Annotated in this window: 16 protein-coding genes; 8 read left to right on the forward strand and 8 right to left on the reverse strand. The window is 58.9% G+C overall.

The genetic code is table 11. From position 1 onward, the window contains the following. Window positions 1–24: 24 nt before the first annotated feature. Window positions 25–627, reverse strand: a complete 603-nt coding sequence (locus tag G5229_RS09875) for a paraquat-inducible protein A (RefSeq protein WP_005333132.1) — start codon at window positions 625–627, stop codon at window positions 25–27. Then, a complete protein-coding gene (locus G5229_RS09880; protein WP_005345516.1) occupies window positions 611–1,237 on the reverse strand; it encodes a paraquat-inducible protein A in 627 nt (208 codons plus the stop codon). Before G5229_RS09880 ends, G5229_RS09875 begins: the two co-directional genes overlap by 17 nt. A 147-nt stretch (window positions 1,238–1,384) precedes the next feature. Here G5229_RS09880 and prpB point away from each other — a divergent pair, with 147 nt between their 5' ends. The 3 genes from prpB to G5229_RS09895 are packed head-to-tail and all read left to right on the forward strand — an operon-like array spanning window position 1,385 to window position 4,866. After that, a complete protein-coding gene (gene prpB / locus G5229_RS09885; RefSeq protein WP_337072239.1) occupies window positions 1,385–2,272 on the forward strand; it encodes a methylisocitrate lyase in 888 nt (295 codons plus the stop codon). 10 nt (window positions 2,273–2,282) lie between these two features. Beyond that, the gene (prpC, locus tag G5229_RS09890) at window positions 2,283–3,410 is read left to right on the forward strand and encodes a bifunctional 2-methylcitrate synthase/citrate synthase (RefSeq protein WP_337072238.1); all 1,128 of its coding nucleotides are present in this window, start codon (window positions 2,283–2,285) and stop codon (window positions 3,408–3,410) included. 10 nt (window positions 3,411–3,420) lie between these two features. Beyond that, on the forward strand, window positions 3,421–4,866 hold the full coding sequence (locus G5229_RS09895; protein ID WP_421209037.1) for a bifunctional 2-methylcitrate dehydratase/aconitate hydratase: 1,446 nt from the start codon (window positions 3,421–3,423) through the stop codon (window positions 4,864–4,866). Window positions 4,867–4,965: 99 nt separating this feature from the next. Here the strand turns inward: G5229_RS09895 and G5229_RS09900 are convergent, their stop codons facing one another. Continuing rightward, complete coding sequence (locus tag G5229_RS09900; protein ID WP_421209038.1) at window positions 4,966–5,694, reverse strand: FFLEELY motif protein; 729 nt, start codon at window positions 5,692–5,694, stop codon at window positions 4,966–4,968. Between the two features lie 259 nt (window positions 5,695–5,953). Between G5229_RS09900 and G5229_RS09905 the strand changes: the two genes are divergently transcribed. After that, window positions 5,954–6,286: a polyhydroxyalkanoic acid system family protein gene (locus G5229_RS09905; protein ID WP_100645872.1), complete on the forward strand. Its 333-nt coding sequence runs from the start codon at window positions 5,954–5,956 to the stop codon at window positions 6,284–6,286. Between the two features lie 255 nt (window positions 6,287–6,541). After that, window positions 6,542–7,972 (forward strand): wax ester/triacylglycerol synthase family O-acyltransferase, encoded by a 1,431-nt coding sequence (locus G5229_RS09910; protein ID WP_421209039.1) that lies wholly within the window; start codon window positions 6,542–6,544, stop codon window positions 7,970–7,972. 115 nt (window positions 7,973–8,087) lie between these two features. On the opposite strand, the gene G5229_RS09915 is transcribed toward G5229_RS09910, so the two are convergent. The 4 genes from G5229_RS09915 to G5229_RS09930 all read right to left on the reverse strand — a co-directional run bounded on the left by G5229_RS09915 (window position 8,088) and on the right by G5229_RS09930 (window position 11,399). Beyond that, window positions 8,088–8,876, reverse strand: a complete 789-nt coding sequence (locus G5229_RS09915; RefSeq protein ID WP_058057033.1) for a hypothetical protein — start codon at window positions 8,874–8,876, stop codon at window positions 8,088–8,090. Window positions 8,877–8,901: 25 nt separating this feature from the next. Further along, window positions 8,902–9,543, reverse strand: coding sequence for a TetR/AcrR family transcriptional regulator (locus G5229_RS09920; protein ID WP_111901102.1), 642 nt, complete (start codon window positions 9,541–9,543; stop codon window positions 8,902–8,904). A gap of 1 nt (window position 9,544) precedes the next feature. After that, window positions 9,545–10,732, reverse strand: a complete 1,188-nt coding sequence (locus G5229_RS09925) for a patatin-like phospholipase family protein (protein ID WP_421209040.1) — start codon at window positions 10,730–10,732, stop codon at window positions 9,545–9,547. Between the two features lie 94 nt (window positions 10,733–10,826). Then, on the reverse strand, window positions 10,827–11,399 hold the full coding sequence (locus G5229_RS09930; protein ID WP_005333118.1) for a phasin family protein: 573 nt from the start codon (window positions 11,397–11,399) through the stop codon (window positions 10,827–10,829). Window positions 11,400–11,647: 248 nt separating this feature from the next. Between G5229_RS09930 and G5229_RS09935 the strand changes: the two genes are divergently transcribed. Next, on the forward strand, window positions 11,648–13,621 hold the full coding sequence (locus G5229_RS09935) for an SDR family oxidoreductase (protein WP_421209041.1): 1,974 nt from the start codon (window positions 11,648–11,650) through the stop codon (window positions 13,619–13,621). 90 nt (window positions 13,622–13,711) lie between these two features. On the opposite strand, the gene G5229_RS09940 is transcribed toward G5229_RS09935, so the two are convergent. Then, on the reverse strand, window positions 13,712–14,587 hold the full coding sequence (locus G5229_RS09940) for an esterase/lipase family protein (protein WP_201905388.1): 876 nt from the start codon (window positions 14,585–14,587) through the stop codon (window positions 13,712–13,714). A gap of 170 nt (window positions 14,588–14,757) precedes the next feature. Here G5229_RS09940 and G5229_RS09945 point away from each other — a divergent pair, with 170 nt between their 5' ends. Both G5229_RS09945 and G5229_RS09950 read left to right on the forward strand, forming a co-directional pair. Next, window positions 14,758–15,060: a YebG family protein gene (locus G5229_RS09945; RefSeq protein WP_421209042.1), complete on the forward strand. Its 303-nt coding sequence runs from the start codon at window positions 14,758–14,760 to the stop codon at window positions 15,058–15,060. A 380-nt stretch (window positions 15,061–15,440) separates the two neighbouring features. After that, window positions 15,441–16,721, forward strand: a complete 1,281-nt coding sequence (locus G5229_RS09950; protein ID WP_421209066.1) for a tyrosine-type recombinase/integrase — start codon at window positions 15,441–15,443, stop codon at window positions 16,719–16,721. The last annotated feature ends 18 nt before the right edge of the window (window positions 16,722–16,739 follow it).

The raw sequence follows: 16,739 nt of genomic DNA on the forward strand, positions 1-16,739 counted from the left end.
CATCAGACAAAAACAGAGAAATCATCAACGGGCCGCCTTGTCCCACAGTAAACGGGTATCGAGCATGCGGGCCGACATCATGGTCAGCACTACCACACCGGCAAAGGCGGTGGCTCCGGGGCCTGCGCGGACACTCAGCAGTACACCACGATCGACCAGTGCCACCATCAGCGAAATCACGAACAAGTCCAGCATCGACCAGCGACCGATAAAATCGATCACCCGATACATCACCAGTTGGCGCTTGCGCCGCACCGGTTTGGCCCGCTGCAACTGCCAGCAGATCCAGCCCAGCCCCAATATTTTGCCCACAGGCACCAGTATGCTGGCGGTGAGAACTATGGTGGCAATCCCGCTCATTTTGCTGCGATAGAGCATCATGATACCGCTGAAGATGGTATCTGACTGCAGTAACCCCTTGTTATAGAAATGGGTTATGGGCAACAGATTGGCAGGCAATAACATGAAGGTGGCAAGTGCCAGCAAGCCCCACGACCAGGCGAGGGAACGGGGAATGCGCACCTGTAATTTGCTGCTGCAACGGGGGCAGACTGCCCCGGCTTGATAACGCACCAGCAGACCGCAGGTATGGCAGCGGCAGAGCCCCATCTCACGGGCGCTGGTCATGTTCCGGCTCCTTTAACGGGATCCGCGCCCAGTAGGGGGCGGGGTCAAACAGGATCAGCAGGGTCATGTTGAGCAGCATCAGAATACCGAGGCTGAGCAACCCGCCACCGAGGCGCACATCGGCGATGTCGATCAGTTTGAACAGGGCAACCAGCAGGCTGACGATATAGACCTCCAGCATGGCCCAGTGGCGAAACACCTCGACCAGCTTCAAGGTGACGGGAAGAATGTGCCAACGTTTGGCCAGACCCGAAGCCAGCACAAAGATCCCCGCCAATAATCCCACCGGCGCCAACACGGCGCACCAGAGCACCAGGCTGGCCACCCACCATTCGCCCTCGCCAAACAGCACCAGAATACCGCGCAGCAGGTCGGCGTCGGTGTTGACCCCAGCCAGCCGCAGATAGATCAACGGCTCAAAAAATGCGGAGGGCAGCAGCAGAAATCCGGTGATGGTCAGGGCCATCAACTGGGAGGGACGAAAGGCATAACGGCCATAGAGATGTTGATGACATCGCGGGCAGTGGGCATGGCGACGCAGCGGCAGTGCTTTGCGCTGGATCAGCAAGTCGCACGCCGGACAGACAATCACGGAACCGGGCTCCATCATACAATTCAACCTGTTGAAGGAATTGGTGAAATTTACCCTAAAACCGGTTTCCTGTCTTGCCTGCGGCCGGAATGTTACGAAAGTATAATTGACGTTAACGTAAACGTGATATTAGATAGCCAGACTAGACAGGTGAAAGGAGTCATGATGTCCAGTTTGCCCCCCTCGGCAGGCCTGCGCTTTCGCACCGCCCTTGCCAATGAACATCCCCTGCAGATCGTCGGCACCATCAATGCCTATATGGCGCTGATGGCCGAACGCAGCGGTTTTCAAGCTCTTTATCTCTCCGGCGCCGGAGTGGCCAATGCCTCCTATGGCTTGCCGGATCTCGGCATGACCTCACTCAACGACGTGCTGATCGATGCCGAGCGGATCACCGCCGCAACCCGTGTGCCGCTGCTGGTCGATATAGACACCGGCTGGGGCGGGGCATTCAATATCGCCCGCACCATTCGCGCGTTCGAACGAGCCGGGGTTGCCGCCGTCCATATGGAAGATCAGGTGGCCCAAAAGCGCTGCGGCCACCGTCCCAACAAGGCGGTTGTCACGCTTGAGGAGATGTGCGATCGCATCAAGGCGGCAGTGGATGCCCGCGAGAATAGCGAGTTCGTCATCATGGCGCGCACCGATGCGCTGGCGGTAGAGGGGATGGAATCTGCTCTTGAGCGCACCGCTGCCTATGTGGCCGCCGGGGCCGACATGATCTTCGCCGAGGCGGTGACCGAACTGGCCCAGTACGACCAGTTCAAGCAGGCGGCCCAAGTGCCGATCCTTGCCAACATGACCGAGTTCGGCAAAACCGAGTTGTTTGACAAGGAGCTGCTCGCCGCCCACGGCGTCGACATGGTGCTCTATCCATTGAGTGCCAACCGCGCTGCCAATCAGGCCGCCCTCAACGTCTATCACCATATTCGCCAGGATGGCCATCAACGGGCCGTCGTGGAGACCATGCAAACCCGGGAGTCGCTCTACGACTTTCTCGGATATCACCACTACGAGCAGACACTGGATCGTCTGTTTTCAGCCAAGGAATAGGAGGCAGCTTATGGGACAACAGAAACCGTTGGGCGGGGCAGGGCTGCGCGGCCAAAGCGCAGGGGAGACCAGTATCTGCACCGTGGGCAAGAGTGGCACCGGTCTTACCTATCGCGGTTACGACATCAAGGAGCTGGCCGATAGCGCCCAGTTCGAGGAGGTTGCCTATCTGCTGCTCAAGGGTGAATTGCCGAGTAACCAGCAACTGGCCGACTACAAACGCGAGCTGCGCCGCTTGCGCATGTTGCCGGCGGCGCTGCTGGAGGTACTGGAGCGCATTCCCGCCGATGCTCACCCCATGGATGTGCTGCGCACCGGCTGCTCCATGCTCGGCGATCTGGAGCCGGAAGATGGTTTCGAGCATGAACACGAAGTGGCGGATCGGCTGCTGGCCGCCTTTCCGGGCATTCTGATCTACTGGTACAAGTTCAGTCACGAGGGCGTTCGCATCGCCCTCGACAGCGACGAGGAGTGTATCGGTGGCCACTTTCTGGCGCTGCTGCACCAGAAAGCGCCGAGCGAGCTGGAGCGCCGGGTGATGCATGTCTCCCTTATCCTCTACGCCGAGCATGAGTTCAACGCCTCCACCTTTGCGGCGCGAGTCTGCGCATCGACCCTTTCCGACATGTTCTCCTGCATCACCGCCGCCATCGGCACCCTGCGTGGCCCGCTCCACGGCGGCGCCAACGAGGCGGCCATGGCGATGATCGAACACTGGCAGGATGAAGCGCAGGCAAGGCGGGAACTGCTGGCCAAGCTGGCGGCCAAGGAGAAGATCATGGGCTTTGGCCACGCCATCTATCGCACCTCGGATCCGCGCAACGTCATCATCAAGGAGTGGTCGGCCAAACTTGCCGAGGCGGTGGGGGATGATCGTCTCTATCGCGTCTCCTGCGAGGCGGAGAAGGTGATGTGGGAGGAGAAAGAGCTCTTTCCCAACGCCGACTTCTTCCACGCCAGCGCCTATCACTACATGGGGATCCCGACCAAGCTGTTCACCCCCATCTTCGTCTGCTCGCGGGTCACCGGCTGGTGCGCCCACGTGATGGAGCAGCGCGAGCACAACCGGATCATCCGCCCGAGCGCCGATTATGTCGGCCCGGCCCCCCGTCACTTTGTCTCTCTACAACAACGATAAGGAAGTCACGATGTCCGCCAACGTCGACGTCAACCACAGACCAGACCCCGATCAGGTGCTGGTCGATATTGCCGATTATGTCTGCAACCACCCTATTACCAGCAAGGCGGCTCTCGACACCGCCCGTTACTGCCTGATGGATACGCTAGGCTGTGGCCTCTTGGCCCTGCGCTTCCCCGAGTGCACCAAGCACCTTGGCCCCATCGTACCCGGTACTGTCGTGCCCCATGGTGCCCGGGTGCCCGGTACCCAGCTCTGCCTCGACCCGGTCAAGGCGGCCTGGGACATCGGTGCCATCATCCGCTGGCTCGATTACAACGACACCTGGCTGGCCGCCGAGTGGGGTCACCCATCCGACAATCTGGGCGGTATTCTGGCCACTGCCGACTGGCTCTCCCGTACTCGCGTCGCCGAGGGCAAAGCGCCGCTTACCATGAACGATGTGCTGGTGGCCATGGTCAAAGCCCACGAAATTCAGGGGGTGCTGGCGCTGGAGAACTCCTTCAATCGGGTCGGCCTCGATCACGTGGTACTGGTCAAGGTTGCCAGCACCGCCGTGGTGACTCATATGCTGGGGGGCACCCGCGATCAGGTGATCGATGCGGTCTCCCAGGCCTGGGTCGATGGCCAGAGCCTGCGGACCTACCGCCATGCACCCAATGCGGGGTCGCGCAAGAGCTGGGCGGCGGGGGATGCCACCTCTCGCGCTGTGCGCCTCGCCCTTATCACCATGAGCGGCGAGATGGGTTATCCCGGCGTGCTGAGCGCCCCCAAGTGGGGCTTCTACGACGTGCTGTTCAAGGGCAATCAGTTCGCCCTGCACCAAGGTTACGGCAGCTATGTGATGGAGAACGTGCTGTTCAAGATCTCCTATCCCGCCGAGTTCCATGCCCAGACCGCGGTGGAGTGTGCCATGAAGTTGCATGGGCAGGTGAAGGGGCGGCTCGACGAGATAGACCGTATCGAGCTCACCACCCATGAGTCGGCCATTCGCATCATCAGCAAGGTCGGCGCCCTCAACAACCCGGCCGATCGGGATCACTGCCTGCAGTACATGGTGGCGGTGCCGCTCATCTTTGGTCGCCTGATCGCCGAAGATTACGAGGACGATGTTGCCGCCGATCCCCGCATCGATGGGCTGCGCGGCAAGATGGTGGTGCAGGAGGATAAACGCTACAGCCGCGAATATCTGGAGGCAGACAAGCGCTCCATCGCCAACGCCATCCAGATCTTCTTCAAGGACGGCACTCACACCGCCAAGGTGGAGGTGGAGTATCCGGTCGGCCATCGCCGTCGCCGGGAGGAGGGGATCCCGCTGCTGGTGGAGAAATTCCAGCACAATCTGGCCACCCGTTTCCCGGCCAAACGGGTCAACGACATTCTGGCCCTTTGTCAGGATGGGCCGCGCCTTGCAGCCACCCCGGTACACGCCTTTATGGATCTGTTGGTGATCTGACCGGTCTTGCATTGGCCAACATATCGGCAAACAGTGATAAACGAAAAGCGGGCTCATAGGCCCGCTTTGTTATTCCGGCGGCTGATCCCTCGATAAGCCTTACCCCAGCGCACTGTCGTCGCCGTTAAAGAGTGCCGTCATGATGGCCGTCTCGCGACTGGCGATGGTCTCGAGGAACTCGTTGGCACGCCCCATCTGATGACACACCTGATAGCCGCGCTCGACAAAGGAGAAGAGCTCGCCAAGCCCCGCCAGATGGGCGGGCCCTGACACCAGCTTGAGGGTTGCCCCCAGCAGCGGTTTTCTCGCCAGCCTGTCCAGCGTCATGCCAAGCTCGCTCACCAATGCAATCTGATATTCACGGCGCGCCTGTTCACCCACGGCACGATAGGCGATGGTGTAGTGGTCCGGCGTGATGGGATCAATGCCATCAATGCGCCGCAGCGCCACCACCATCAGGTAATCGAGCTCTTCGGAGAGGGCATCGAGCTCGATCGCCTGCGCCAGCACCTTGAGGCCGGACTCCGGCAACAGTCGCTCGGCGGTTGGCATCACCCGCATCACGTCCGCATCGCGGCGGGCGCAATCCCCCGGGCCATAGAGATCGGTCAGGAAAAACTCGGCGGCAGGGCCATAGCGGTCACTCTCCAGCAGATCACGATGGGTTCGCCCCAACCGGTCGGCCTGCCACTGGCGTAGCCGATCCCGATCCTGCTGATCTTCCGGGTGGGCACGCATCTGCTCGCGCAAGGCTGCAACCCGCTTGAGCTGGCGGTAGAGCCGACCCAGGGTGCTATCGTCGTCGTGGGCATGTTCTTGATGCGTCATCTACAGCTCTCTGGCCTTGGGCCCATTGATGGGGATTCGGTGATACGAAGATACAAGTGAATGAAAAACAAGCAGCTTTTGCTGACCGTTCAGTGACAAGTGTAGCGCGCACGGGGGAGGGAATAAATGCCATGCCCCGCTGATGGCCTGCATCCCTCTCGACTCTGTTAAGTGAGTCCCATTTATGTGAACCATCCTTTCATTTGTTGTGAACATGTGTTTAATATCAATAACTAACTTATGACCCAGAGTAACGACCATGTTCTTCAACTCGCTCGCTGGCAGCAGCGCACTCTCTACCATCCAGATCAGCCGTCAGCATCCGCTGGGATTGGCTGCCGCCCGGATCGCGGCCGAAGCCATCGCTGCGGACATGAGCGAGAGCTATCAACTCGATTGCGAATGGGCGGATGAAGAGGAGACCGAGCTACGCTTTCGCGGCTCAGGGGTACATGGCACTCTCACCCTAGACGAAGATACCCTAGAACTGGAAGTGCATCTTGGTTTGATGCTGTTGCCGGTACGCAGCGTACTGGAGCAAGAGATCCTCGATTATGTCGACAATCGCTTACCTTGCCCCAAACGTGTTTGAAACTCTTCGTTGCACTGGTTTTAAATAAACCAGCTGTAAACGATGGCTGTTTGAAATAAGTTGGCAAGCCATATGGTTTGTCAGATTTATTCTTCTGCGAGGTCTTGATTCTATTTTATAAGTAATTTTTCATCTTTATTTCATATTTCGAGTCGGCACTCATTAATGTCATTCTGATTGTATCAAGTCTTCATCCGGATATGAGGGCAGGAGCAATTTGCCGCCTCGATAAATTCATTTTGTAGGGAAACAACCATGCCACTGAGTGAATTTATCTCCTGCGTCGATACCGCCTGGTTACGCATGGACAGACCCAACAACCTGATGCAGATCATCGGTGTCCTGATGTTTGAAGGAGAGCTTGATGAAGCGCGTTTGCGGGCCGGATTGCACCATACCATTTCGGTGCAACCCCGTTTCCACCAGCGGGCCGTGCTGGAGGGGGGCTCCTACTACTGGCGCCATGATCCCGATTTCGATCTCGATCAGCACCTCAAGCGAGTGATCCTGCCGGGTGAAGCGGGCAAGCTGGAGCTGGAGAAGCTGGTGGCCGATCTCGCCTCGACGCCGCTCAACCACCAGCGCCCCCTGTGGGATATGCACCTGACCGACACGTCGCTGGGTGGGCAAGCGCTGGTGGTGCGCATTCACCACGCCATGGGCGACGGCTTCTCGCTGGTGCGGGCCATGCTGACCATGATGGATAACACCCCGGAAGGGGCGCCGCGACCACCGTCACCGGAACCACTGGATGACAGCGATGACGAGGATGATGAGGATTGCCACCAGGGCAGCCGTCTGGTGCGGGCCGGTCTCAAGCTGACCGGTAGCCTCTGGTCCAAATATGTCGAAGTGGTCACCCATCCCACCAAGGCGGTGGATTACCTCAAGACCGGGCGGGATGTGGCGAGCGAGCTGTGCAATATCGCCACCCTCGGTGATGATTCACCCTGCCGCCTGCGTGGCAAGACTACCAGCACCAAGCGGGTGGCCTGGTCGGAGCAAATTGATCTGCCGGATATCAAGGCGGTGGGCAAGGTACTGGGCTGCTCGGTCAACGATCTGCTGATCGCCGCCACTGCAGGGGCGTTTCGCCACTACCTGCAGGAGAAGGGGGATGATGCCAACAAGGTCAAGATCCGCGCCCTGGTGCCAGTCAATATGCGTGCACCGGACGATGAGGGGGCACTTGGCAACCGCTTCGGGCTGGTGGCCCTGGACTTGCCACTGGATGTTGAACACCCGTTGCAGCGGCTCTATACCGTACGTGACCGGATGCAGGCGCTGCGCACCTCGCTGCAACCCGTGGTGGTGCTCAACCTGTTGCATGCCCTTGGCATGGCACCCAATGCGGTGCAGCAGCAGGCAGTCGAGCTGCTCACGGCCAAAGCCAGTGCAGTGATCACCAATGTGCCCGGCCCGCAGCAGACCCTCTATCTGGCTGGAGCAAAATTGCGTCAGCCGCTGTTCTGGGTGCCGCAATCGGGGGATATCGGCGTCGGCGTCTCCATCCTCTCTTACGATCACAAGGTGCAACTGGGCCTAATCACCGACAAGAAGCTGGTACCTGATCCGGATCGGGTGGTCGAGCGGTTTGCGGTGGAGTTCGAGCAACTGCTGTTGCTGGTACTGATGGAGCCGGAGCTGCTGTTTGACCCCAACGGACTGGATGCGCTGCTCGGTTGAGCGAGCATTTGAAAGACCGATAGCGGCGTAGCCAACCGGTCTGCCCCCATCATAAAAGAGGCCAACCCGCGGGTTGGCCTCTTGTTTTACTACCTCTTAGTGGCAGGAGTGGCGGTTAATCCTCCAACTCTTCCCGCGCCGCCTCCACATCGAGGCGCTCCATCGCATCCATCGGTTCGCACTCGGCCGCTTCGGCATAGAGGGCTTCGGCCGCTTTCAGGCGGCTCTTGCCGTGCAGCATCACCTGAGCGTTGGCGTACTCCATGCGGGCGATAGCCGATTCGGGGATCAGCGCCAGCGCCTCCTTGAAGTGACGTTCGGACTCTTCCTTCTTGGCGCCATAGGTGAGGCCGCCGATCATGGCACCCAGCTTGTCGACGATCTCCGCATGCCAGGCGCCAAAGGCAATATGGGCCTCGGCGTGATCGGGCGCCAGCTCCAGCGCCTTCTCAAGGCTTGCCTTGATCTTGTCGCCAATTCCTTGCGAGAGAGCCTTGGAGATGGAAATGACCTGACTGTAGCGACCGAGCGCCAGCGCGTGGAAATACCAGGCGTTGGCGTTCTTGGGCTGACGCTTTTGCAGCTTCTCGGCATGGCTGGCCGCCCGCTCGAAGGCGGCGCGCTTGGCATATTTGTCTTCCAGCAGATAGCTGGCATGGATCACCAGCGCCTTGTTCGCCACATTGAGGCCCGCCTCACCGGCCGCTTCGCCAAGGGCAACTGCTCGGGCAAAATCCCCGGCATGATAGGCCCGCCAGGCATCCTGTACCTGTTCATCTTCGGGCCAGGGTTCGGCATCCCCCTGATGGAGACGATCCCAGTTGTCCGCCAGCTTCTGGCCAGCATACTCATAGGCAGCATCCGCGTAGGGGAAGGGGACAAATTCGAGTTGTGAAGTGGTCATGCTTGTTCTCCCTGTAGCATGTGAATCAAACCTTGTCGGTGTAGTGGTGGGCGAGGGCGCCCAGATGAGCGCGGGCATCGGCCCGCAAGTAGGGTGCGACCAGCTGCATCACCTGAAAGACGCCGAGGGCGATATCGGCGTCCGCCTTGGGATGCAGTGCCCGCTGGTAAGAGATCCAGAATGTGCCCACCAGCGCCACATTGGCCGCCAGCGTGCGCATCTGTTGCGCCGTGCCCTCCATCAGCCCGGCCGTTTGCAGATGGTTGCAAATGGCGATGGCGGTCTGCTCCTGGCGGCGCAGCAGGGCGGAAAAGCGCTGTTCCACCTGATGATAACCACTCATCAGGGTCGCGATATCGTAGTAGAGGAAACGGTACTGCCAGATGGCTTCAAACATCAGGTGGAGAAAGAGCCAGATATCTTCGGGCTCATCGGACGGGGTGCTGACCGCCTCCAGCAGGCGATCCATCTGCTGTTCAAATTCGCAGAACAGGGCGTTGACGATCTCCTCCTTGTTGTGGAAGTGGTAGTAGAGATTGCCCTGGCTGATCTCCATTTCGGCCGCAATGGCCGAGGTGGTGACGCTGGGTTCCCCTTGTCGATTGAAGCAGGCGAGGGCAGTGGTCAGGATCCGCTCCCGGGTACGACGTTTGGGTTTGCGATCCATGCTACTCCTTTGGTGATGAACGGCGCACGCCGTGGCGATAGCGCTTGGCAAGCCAGTGCTGCAACTGCTCCAGCGACTTGTCGAGGGCGGCGACCGAGCCAATGCCGGGGGCCAGCAGGGTGCGATCTTCATCGGCCAGCGCGGCCAGATTGAGCTCGAGGCCATGCTTGGCAAGCACCGGCGCCAGCTCGTCACGACGCAGCCAGAGATCGCGGCGGGTATGCTGGTAAGCGTGCTCGCAGAGGCGGCGACGATCCCGGTAACTGAACACATTGGTGAAGAACATCTCGCCATCGGCAGAAGAGGGCTCAAACAGCAGGGCGTCGGCGTCGGGATATTGGTGCTTGTAGCGATCCATCCCCACATGCATGCGGGAGTGGATGATGGCGCGAAAGGTTTGGGCCAGTACCACCGGCAGACCGCTGTCCACCAGATTGGTCGGCGCGCCGGCGGCCATGTCCGCATCATAGGGCACCAGCGGATTGATGCAGAACACCAGATCCGCCCCCTCTTCCAGCGCTACCGAAGCGTGCAGGGTCTTGATCAGCGCCCCGTCCACATAGTAACGCCCGTTGATCAATGAAGGGGGAAAGAGGCCGGGCAGAGCGGCTGACGCCTGTACCGCCGCCGAGATGGGCACTTCATCGAGCCCCGGGCTACCAAAGGCAACCGGATGACCGGTGTCGAGTTCGGTTGCGACCACAAACAGTCGGCTGCGCAGCTGGCGAAAATCGTTGCTGCGGCCGGGACGAGAGAAAAACTGGGTCAGGGTACGATCCACCCCGCGGTTGTCGAACAGTCCGGTCGGAATGGCCTTGGAGAGCCCTTGCAGCGACTCAAACAGGCTCCGCTTCCAGGGCGCCGCCAGATAGTAGGTCAGGCTCTGCCACGCCAGTGGCGGGATCGAGGTCAGGCGGTCGGCATATTCACGAAAGGCGGGGCGCAGCAAGGTGGCCGGGTCAAACATCTCCCCCGAATCATCGCTAAGCAGGATCCGCACCAGCTTAGCCGGCGAGATGCCGTTGGCCAGCGCCGATGCCACCACGGCCCCCGAACTGACGCCGACATAGATATCGGCATGGTCAAGGCGCAAGCCACTGATGCTGTCAGAAAGGGCAGCGCAGGCACCGATCTCGTAGATGCCGCCGAGCGGCCCGCCGCCAGCAAGGGCAATTGCGATGGTACTCATAGCGTTGCCTCCCTATCCATGACATTCACCATGACAAGACCGGCCCAGCGCAGGGCATGGGCCGGTATCAATCACCTTCCGTCACCACGAGGGATCAGGGCAGAACGCTCTCTGCTTTGGCCTTCACCTCTTTCACCGCATCTTCCGCAGCGGAGAGGAGATCGGCGGCCTGCTCAACTACGGCCTCTTTAGCCTTGGCTACCGGTGCCTTCTTTACCGGAGGCTTGCGGGCAGCGGGCTTTTTGGCGGCAGCCGGTTTGGCTTCAGCGGCAGGGGCTTCTTCTTCCTGCGCATCCAGCAGTTGCTGGACCACGTCGGTCAGCTCGGCCATGCGCTTGGAGAGCTTGTCGATATCCTTGCGGGTCGGAATGCCGAGGCTGGCCACAGCGCGGGCCACACGATCTTCAAACACCTGCTCCAGACGGCCCCAGGTATTGGCGGTCTTGTCGGTCACAGCGGCAATCTTCTCATCTGCACTTTGACGGGTTTTTGCTTGCAGCGCTTCCCCTTCTTGCACCAGGGCTTCAAAAATCTTGCCACCCTCTTCCTGCGCTTTGGCATAGGCACCCAGACCCGCCAACCAGATCTGCTGGGTGGACTCCTTGATGGTGGAGGTGAGTTGGTTGTCGGTCACTGACCCTGCCAGCGCTTTCAATTTCTTAGCCATGATCTTCTCCTTGAATAACGACAGTTAAATGTAATGGCGACAACGAAACTGCAATCGGGTTGTGGCATTACTGATTTTTCGACTTCAGTCTAGGGACAAAAAATAGAGGGTTCTACCTAATAACGGAACAGGCACACCACCGAAATTAGGGTTTGCTCACGAACCGACAATCAAATTGCAGATTCCCATATGAATCGTGATATATCTAACAACCTAGTAACACCCTAATCAGTAGCAGGATTCTCTTTATGAACTATTTCATTACTGGCGGTAGTGGTTTTATCGGGCGTCGATTGATCAAAAAGTTATTCCAACAGCATCCCGACTGTACCGTCTATTTTCTGATGCGCGCCTCTCATCAGGAGAAATTGCCAGAGCTGTTCTCATTCTGGAATGTGGATGAATCGCGCGCAGTCCCGGTTTTTGGCGACATGACACAACCGCTGCTGGGGGTATCGGTCGAGATGCAGGAGCAGTTGATCGGCAAGATCGACCACTTCTTCCATCTGGCTGCCATCTATGATCTCAACGCCAAGGCGGGGATCCAGCAGCAGGTCAACACCGAAGGGACCCGTCAGGCTGTTCAACTTGCCGAGCGGCTGGGGGCGGGGCAGTTCCACCACTGCAGCTCCATCGCTGCAGCGGGCCTGTTTGACGGTCTGTTTCGCGAGGACATGTTCGATGAGGCCGAACACCTCGACATGCCTTACTTCCAGACCAAGCACGAAGCGGAAGGGATTGTGCGAAACGAGTGCACAGTTCCGTGGCGAGTCTATCGACCGGGGATCGTTGTCGGTGACTCCAATACCGGCGAGATGGACAAGATCGACGGCCCTTACTACTTCTTCAAGACCATTCAGAAGCTGCGCCGTCTGCTGCCGCCCTGGATGCCAGCCATCGGGGTTGAGGGCGGGCGCATCAATATCGTGCCGGTCAACTTCGTGGTCGATGCCATGGTGCATATCGCCCATCAAGAGGGCGAGGAGAACAAGACCTTCCACCTGACCGACCCCAACCCGATGCGGGTCGGCGACATGCTGAGCACCTTCTCCCGCGCCGCCCATGCGCCGGAGCCTGCGATCCGCATCAATGCCTCTCTCTTTAATTTCATTCCCCGCCACCTGACCACCATGCTGATGACCATGGCGCCGGTGCGCCGCATCCGCGATGCCGCCATCGCCGATCTGGGTCTGCCCAAGGATGTGTTCCGCCTTATCAGTTATCCCACCCGTTTCGACAGTCGCGAAACCCAGCGAGTACTGAAAGGGACCGGTATCGAAGTGCCGCCGCTGCACAGCTACGCCTGGCGTCTGTGGGATTACTGGGAGCGCCACCTCGACCCGGAGCTCTTCATCGATCGCTCCCTGCGTGGTCGGGTCGAGGGCAAGGTGGTGCTGGTGACCGGGGCCACCTCCGGTATCGGCCGTGCAACCGCGCGCAAGCTGGCGGGGGCGGGGGCCAACGTCGTTACCATCGCCCGCGACGAGCAGAAGATTGCCGAGACTAAAGCGGAGTTTGCCGAGCTGGGGCTGACCATCGAGATCTATCAGGGGGATCTCTCCAATCTGGCGCAGGCCGAGGAGATCACCGCTCGCATCGTGGCCGATCACGGCGGCGTCGATATTCTGGTCAACAATGCCGGCCGCTCCATCCGCCGCTCCATCGAGGACTCCTTCGATCGCTTCCACGATCTGGAGCGCACCATGCAGCTCAACTACTTTGGCGCACTCAAGGTGATCATGGGGGTGCTGCCCACCATGATTGAGAAGAAAAAAGGGCACATCATCAACATCTCCTCCATCGGGGTGTTGACCAATGCGCCGCGCTTCTCCGCCTATGTTGCCTCCAAGTCGGCCCTCGATGCCTGGGTGCGTACCGCCGCCTCCGAGTTTGCCGATAAAGGGGTCAGCTTCTCCATCATCAATATGCCGCTGGTGAAAACGCCGATGGTAGCGCCGACCAAGGTCTATGAGCAGGTACCTATGATGACGCCGGAAGAGGCGGCCGATCTGGTGTGCGATACCATCATCAACAAGCATGTGCGACTGGCCACTCGCCTCGGGGTGTTTGGTCAGGTGGTGCATGCCCTGGCACCACGTGTCGCCCAGGTGATCATGAACACCAGCTTCCGCACCTTTGCCGATCCCAAGGATGGCGACAAATCCAAAGCCACCGCCGATCAGGTTGCCGTCTCGACCCTGATCAAGGGGATACACTTCTAACCGGATGATGGGATAAAGAGATCAACAGGGGCCTGAGCAATCAGGCCCCTGTTTTATTTGGAATAACAGTTGAAGGACGAATAAGGAGGGTCAGACCCGGGACAACAGATCAAGCAGCAGATCAGTCGTGCGACGGGAGTAGAGCAGAGAGAGATGGCCAATGGCAGGCAACTCGATATCTTCCATTCCCGCCAATCGTTGCCGCTCTTGCGGCATCACCACATTGTCGTGACTGGTGCGCACCGAGATGCCGGGCACGCAAAGCGGCACAGAGGCAAAACGCTGCAACCAGCCGGAACCGGGCTCCATCTCGCGGGCATTGGCCCCAAGCCCTAGGGCGGCCAGCTGACTGCCCTGATGAGGCGTAGCCAGGGTGATCAGGCGCACGACCTTGTCACCACCATGGATAGCCAGATAGTCGCGGCAGACCAGCCCCCCCATGCTGTGACCGACCAGCACCAGCTTGTCAGCCCCGGTTTGCGCGAGCACATCGTCAATTCGCTTGGCCAGTAGCGGCACCATCTCATCGATATGACCAAATGGTGGCATCAGGGTAATGGTGGCGACCACATGGCCTGCAGCCTCCAGTCGGGCGCGCTGGGTGTGCCAGATCCCGCGACTGCAACCGTAACCATGCACCAACAATACGGGGCGCTGGCATGGCCGCAGCCGATCGGGTGCCATCAGCAAAGGTTCGAACGGCAGCAACAAGGTGAAGGTGTAAAGGTAGGCCAACATCTCCTGCGCCATCATCTTCACCCTGCGCCAGGGGCCGATAGCCGGGGAGGGGTAGAAGCGGGTAAACAGCCAGCTGCCGAGCACCACCAGACAACGCAACCCAAGCAGGGCAAACACGACAAACAGCAGGGTCAGCAACCAGGGGAGTCCCACGACCAAATGGGCGATGCTCCCGAGGAGCAGCACCTCTACCATCAGCAGGATAAACAGGTGTCGTACGATCGTCATAAGGCCATGATCCGACCAGTCAGGCGTGGAAGTCAAATGGCGCTTTGAGACAGCTTGATCCAGCGCGGCTTTTGTCGCTAAACCCCGGCGAACTCTTTTCCGGTGAGGTTATTTGCAATACTGTATATCCATACATATACTCTATCCATCATCACCAAGAGGAGGCCATCATGGCTGTCGAGATCAAATATGTGGTTGTTCGTGGGGGAGTGGAAAAAATGACCTTTGCCAGCAAAAAAGAGGCCGATGCCTATGACAAGCTGCTGGATACAGCCGATGAGTTGATGACCCTGTTGGCTGGCGCCCCGATCGAGCTGGCCCCAGAGCAGCAAGAGAGTCTGGCATTCTACCTGGCAGAGCAACGCGATGTGCTGCAAACCCTGCTGCGCGGCGGCAAGGTTCAGGCAGGCGCGAAAGAGGAAGAGGCTTCAGCAGCCAAGCGCAAGGAGAAGCCACTAAAGCAGGTGGCCTGATTGCACAGACCTGCTATTTCTCGGGATAAACAGCTCGCGGCATTCACTTTATTTGCATTTAAAACCATTTTTACGGCTATTTACCCCGAGAATTTTTTAACAACGGCGCATATCCAATGCATAACTAAATAGCGTGCACCACTGAGTGACATCAGCCAGATCTATGAGAAAATAATGAGCAAACAGTGAAGAGAACGTTATCCAGATCGCTCCCGGAGACATTAATCAGCAACAACAAGAGGCAGTACCAATCCCAATAGAAGCCGCATTCATCTATCACGAGCCTTTTTCTAGCAACTCGGCTCACAGGCTCATATCGACTCATCTCAGCATCAACAAGCAACACCATGACTCAACAACCATTATCCTTGCCGCCAGCCATGCCGCTGTTTGACAGCCTTATCTATCTGGAAGCCGGTAACCCACAGGTCAATCAGTACCTTGCCAACCTCAGCCTCAACGATGTACCCGATGCCGGTCTGGTTTACGAACTGGCGGTCGATTGGCTGCTGGAACAGCGCAACAGCGAAAACAACTACAAAACCTATCGCAGCGAACTGACCACTTTTTTGCACTGGTGCTTTCACGAGGCGGCCATCAGCCCGAAAGATCTCACTCGCCGCATCATGATCCGCTATCTCGACTACTGTCAGTCGCCCCCTGACGAGTTGATCGCCTATCGCAACGTGGCGCAGTTTGTCCTCGACAAGGAGTGGGGAGAGCGGTTGCCCAACCCGCAATGGCGACCGTTTCTCGGCAAGCGGGAGCTGGGCCGCACCTTGCCCTATCGCCTGAGCGAGCAGGCGATGAAGACCAAGCTCGCCATCTTGTCGGCCTTCTTCCAGTTCCTGATCCAGGAGGAGTACATGGACAGGAATCCCGCTCTGCTACTGCAGCGGGTCAAACGGCCGCAACAGTTGGAGGCCAATGATCAGGTGCAGGTCTTCAGCGAGTTGCAGTGGTCATACGTGATGCAGGCCGCCGATACCCTTGCCAACGACCATCCGGAGCAGCACGAGCGCAGCCGTTTTCTCATCATTCTGATGTATGCCTGCTATCTGCGGATCTCTGAGGTGGCGGCCCGGCCGGGCTTTACCCCTGTGATGGGGCAGTTCAGGCGGGATCGCAAAACCGGCGTCTGGGGCTACTTTATTCCGCAAAGCAAAGGGGGCAAACGGCGTACCGTAGCGGTATCCCAAGCGCTGCTGGCGGCACTCGAGCGCTACCGCCGTTTCCTCGGTCTCTCTCCCTTGCCGACACCGGATGAACAGACGCCACTGTTCGTTCGTCATAAAGCGGCAGCCCACGGCCGCGAGCAGGGGGAGATCAACGCCAACCTCGGCATTCGCCAGTTACGGGATTTGATCATGGTGATCATCGGTAAAGGGGCAGAATTGGCAGAGCAGGATGGATTTGCCCAGGATGCAGCCGAAATGCGGCAACTATCTCCCCATGCGATCCGCCATACCGGGATCACCCATGACATCAATCTGCACGGGCGGCCGCTCTCCCACGTACAGGCCGATGCAGGACATGACAGCATCGACACCACTTCGAAGTACCTGCACACCAGCAACAGTGAACGACATGAGAGCGCGCAACAAAAACCGCTAGACAGATTGAGCCAACAAACGAGAGATAATCGTTCAAAGGGCGGGTGAGCATCGTGACCTAAAAAA

Source organism: Aeromonas sp. 602396, from assembly GCF_049173735.1.
In the GTDB taxonomy this organism is placed as follows: Bacteria; Pseudomonadota; Gammaproteobacteria; order Enterobacterales; family Aeromonadaceae; genus Aeromonas; species Aeromonas veronii_A.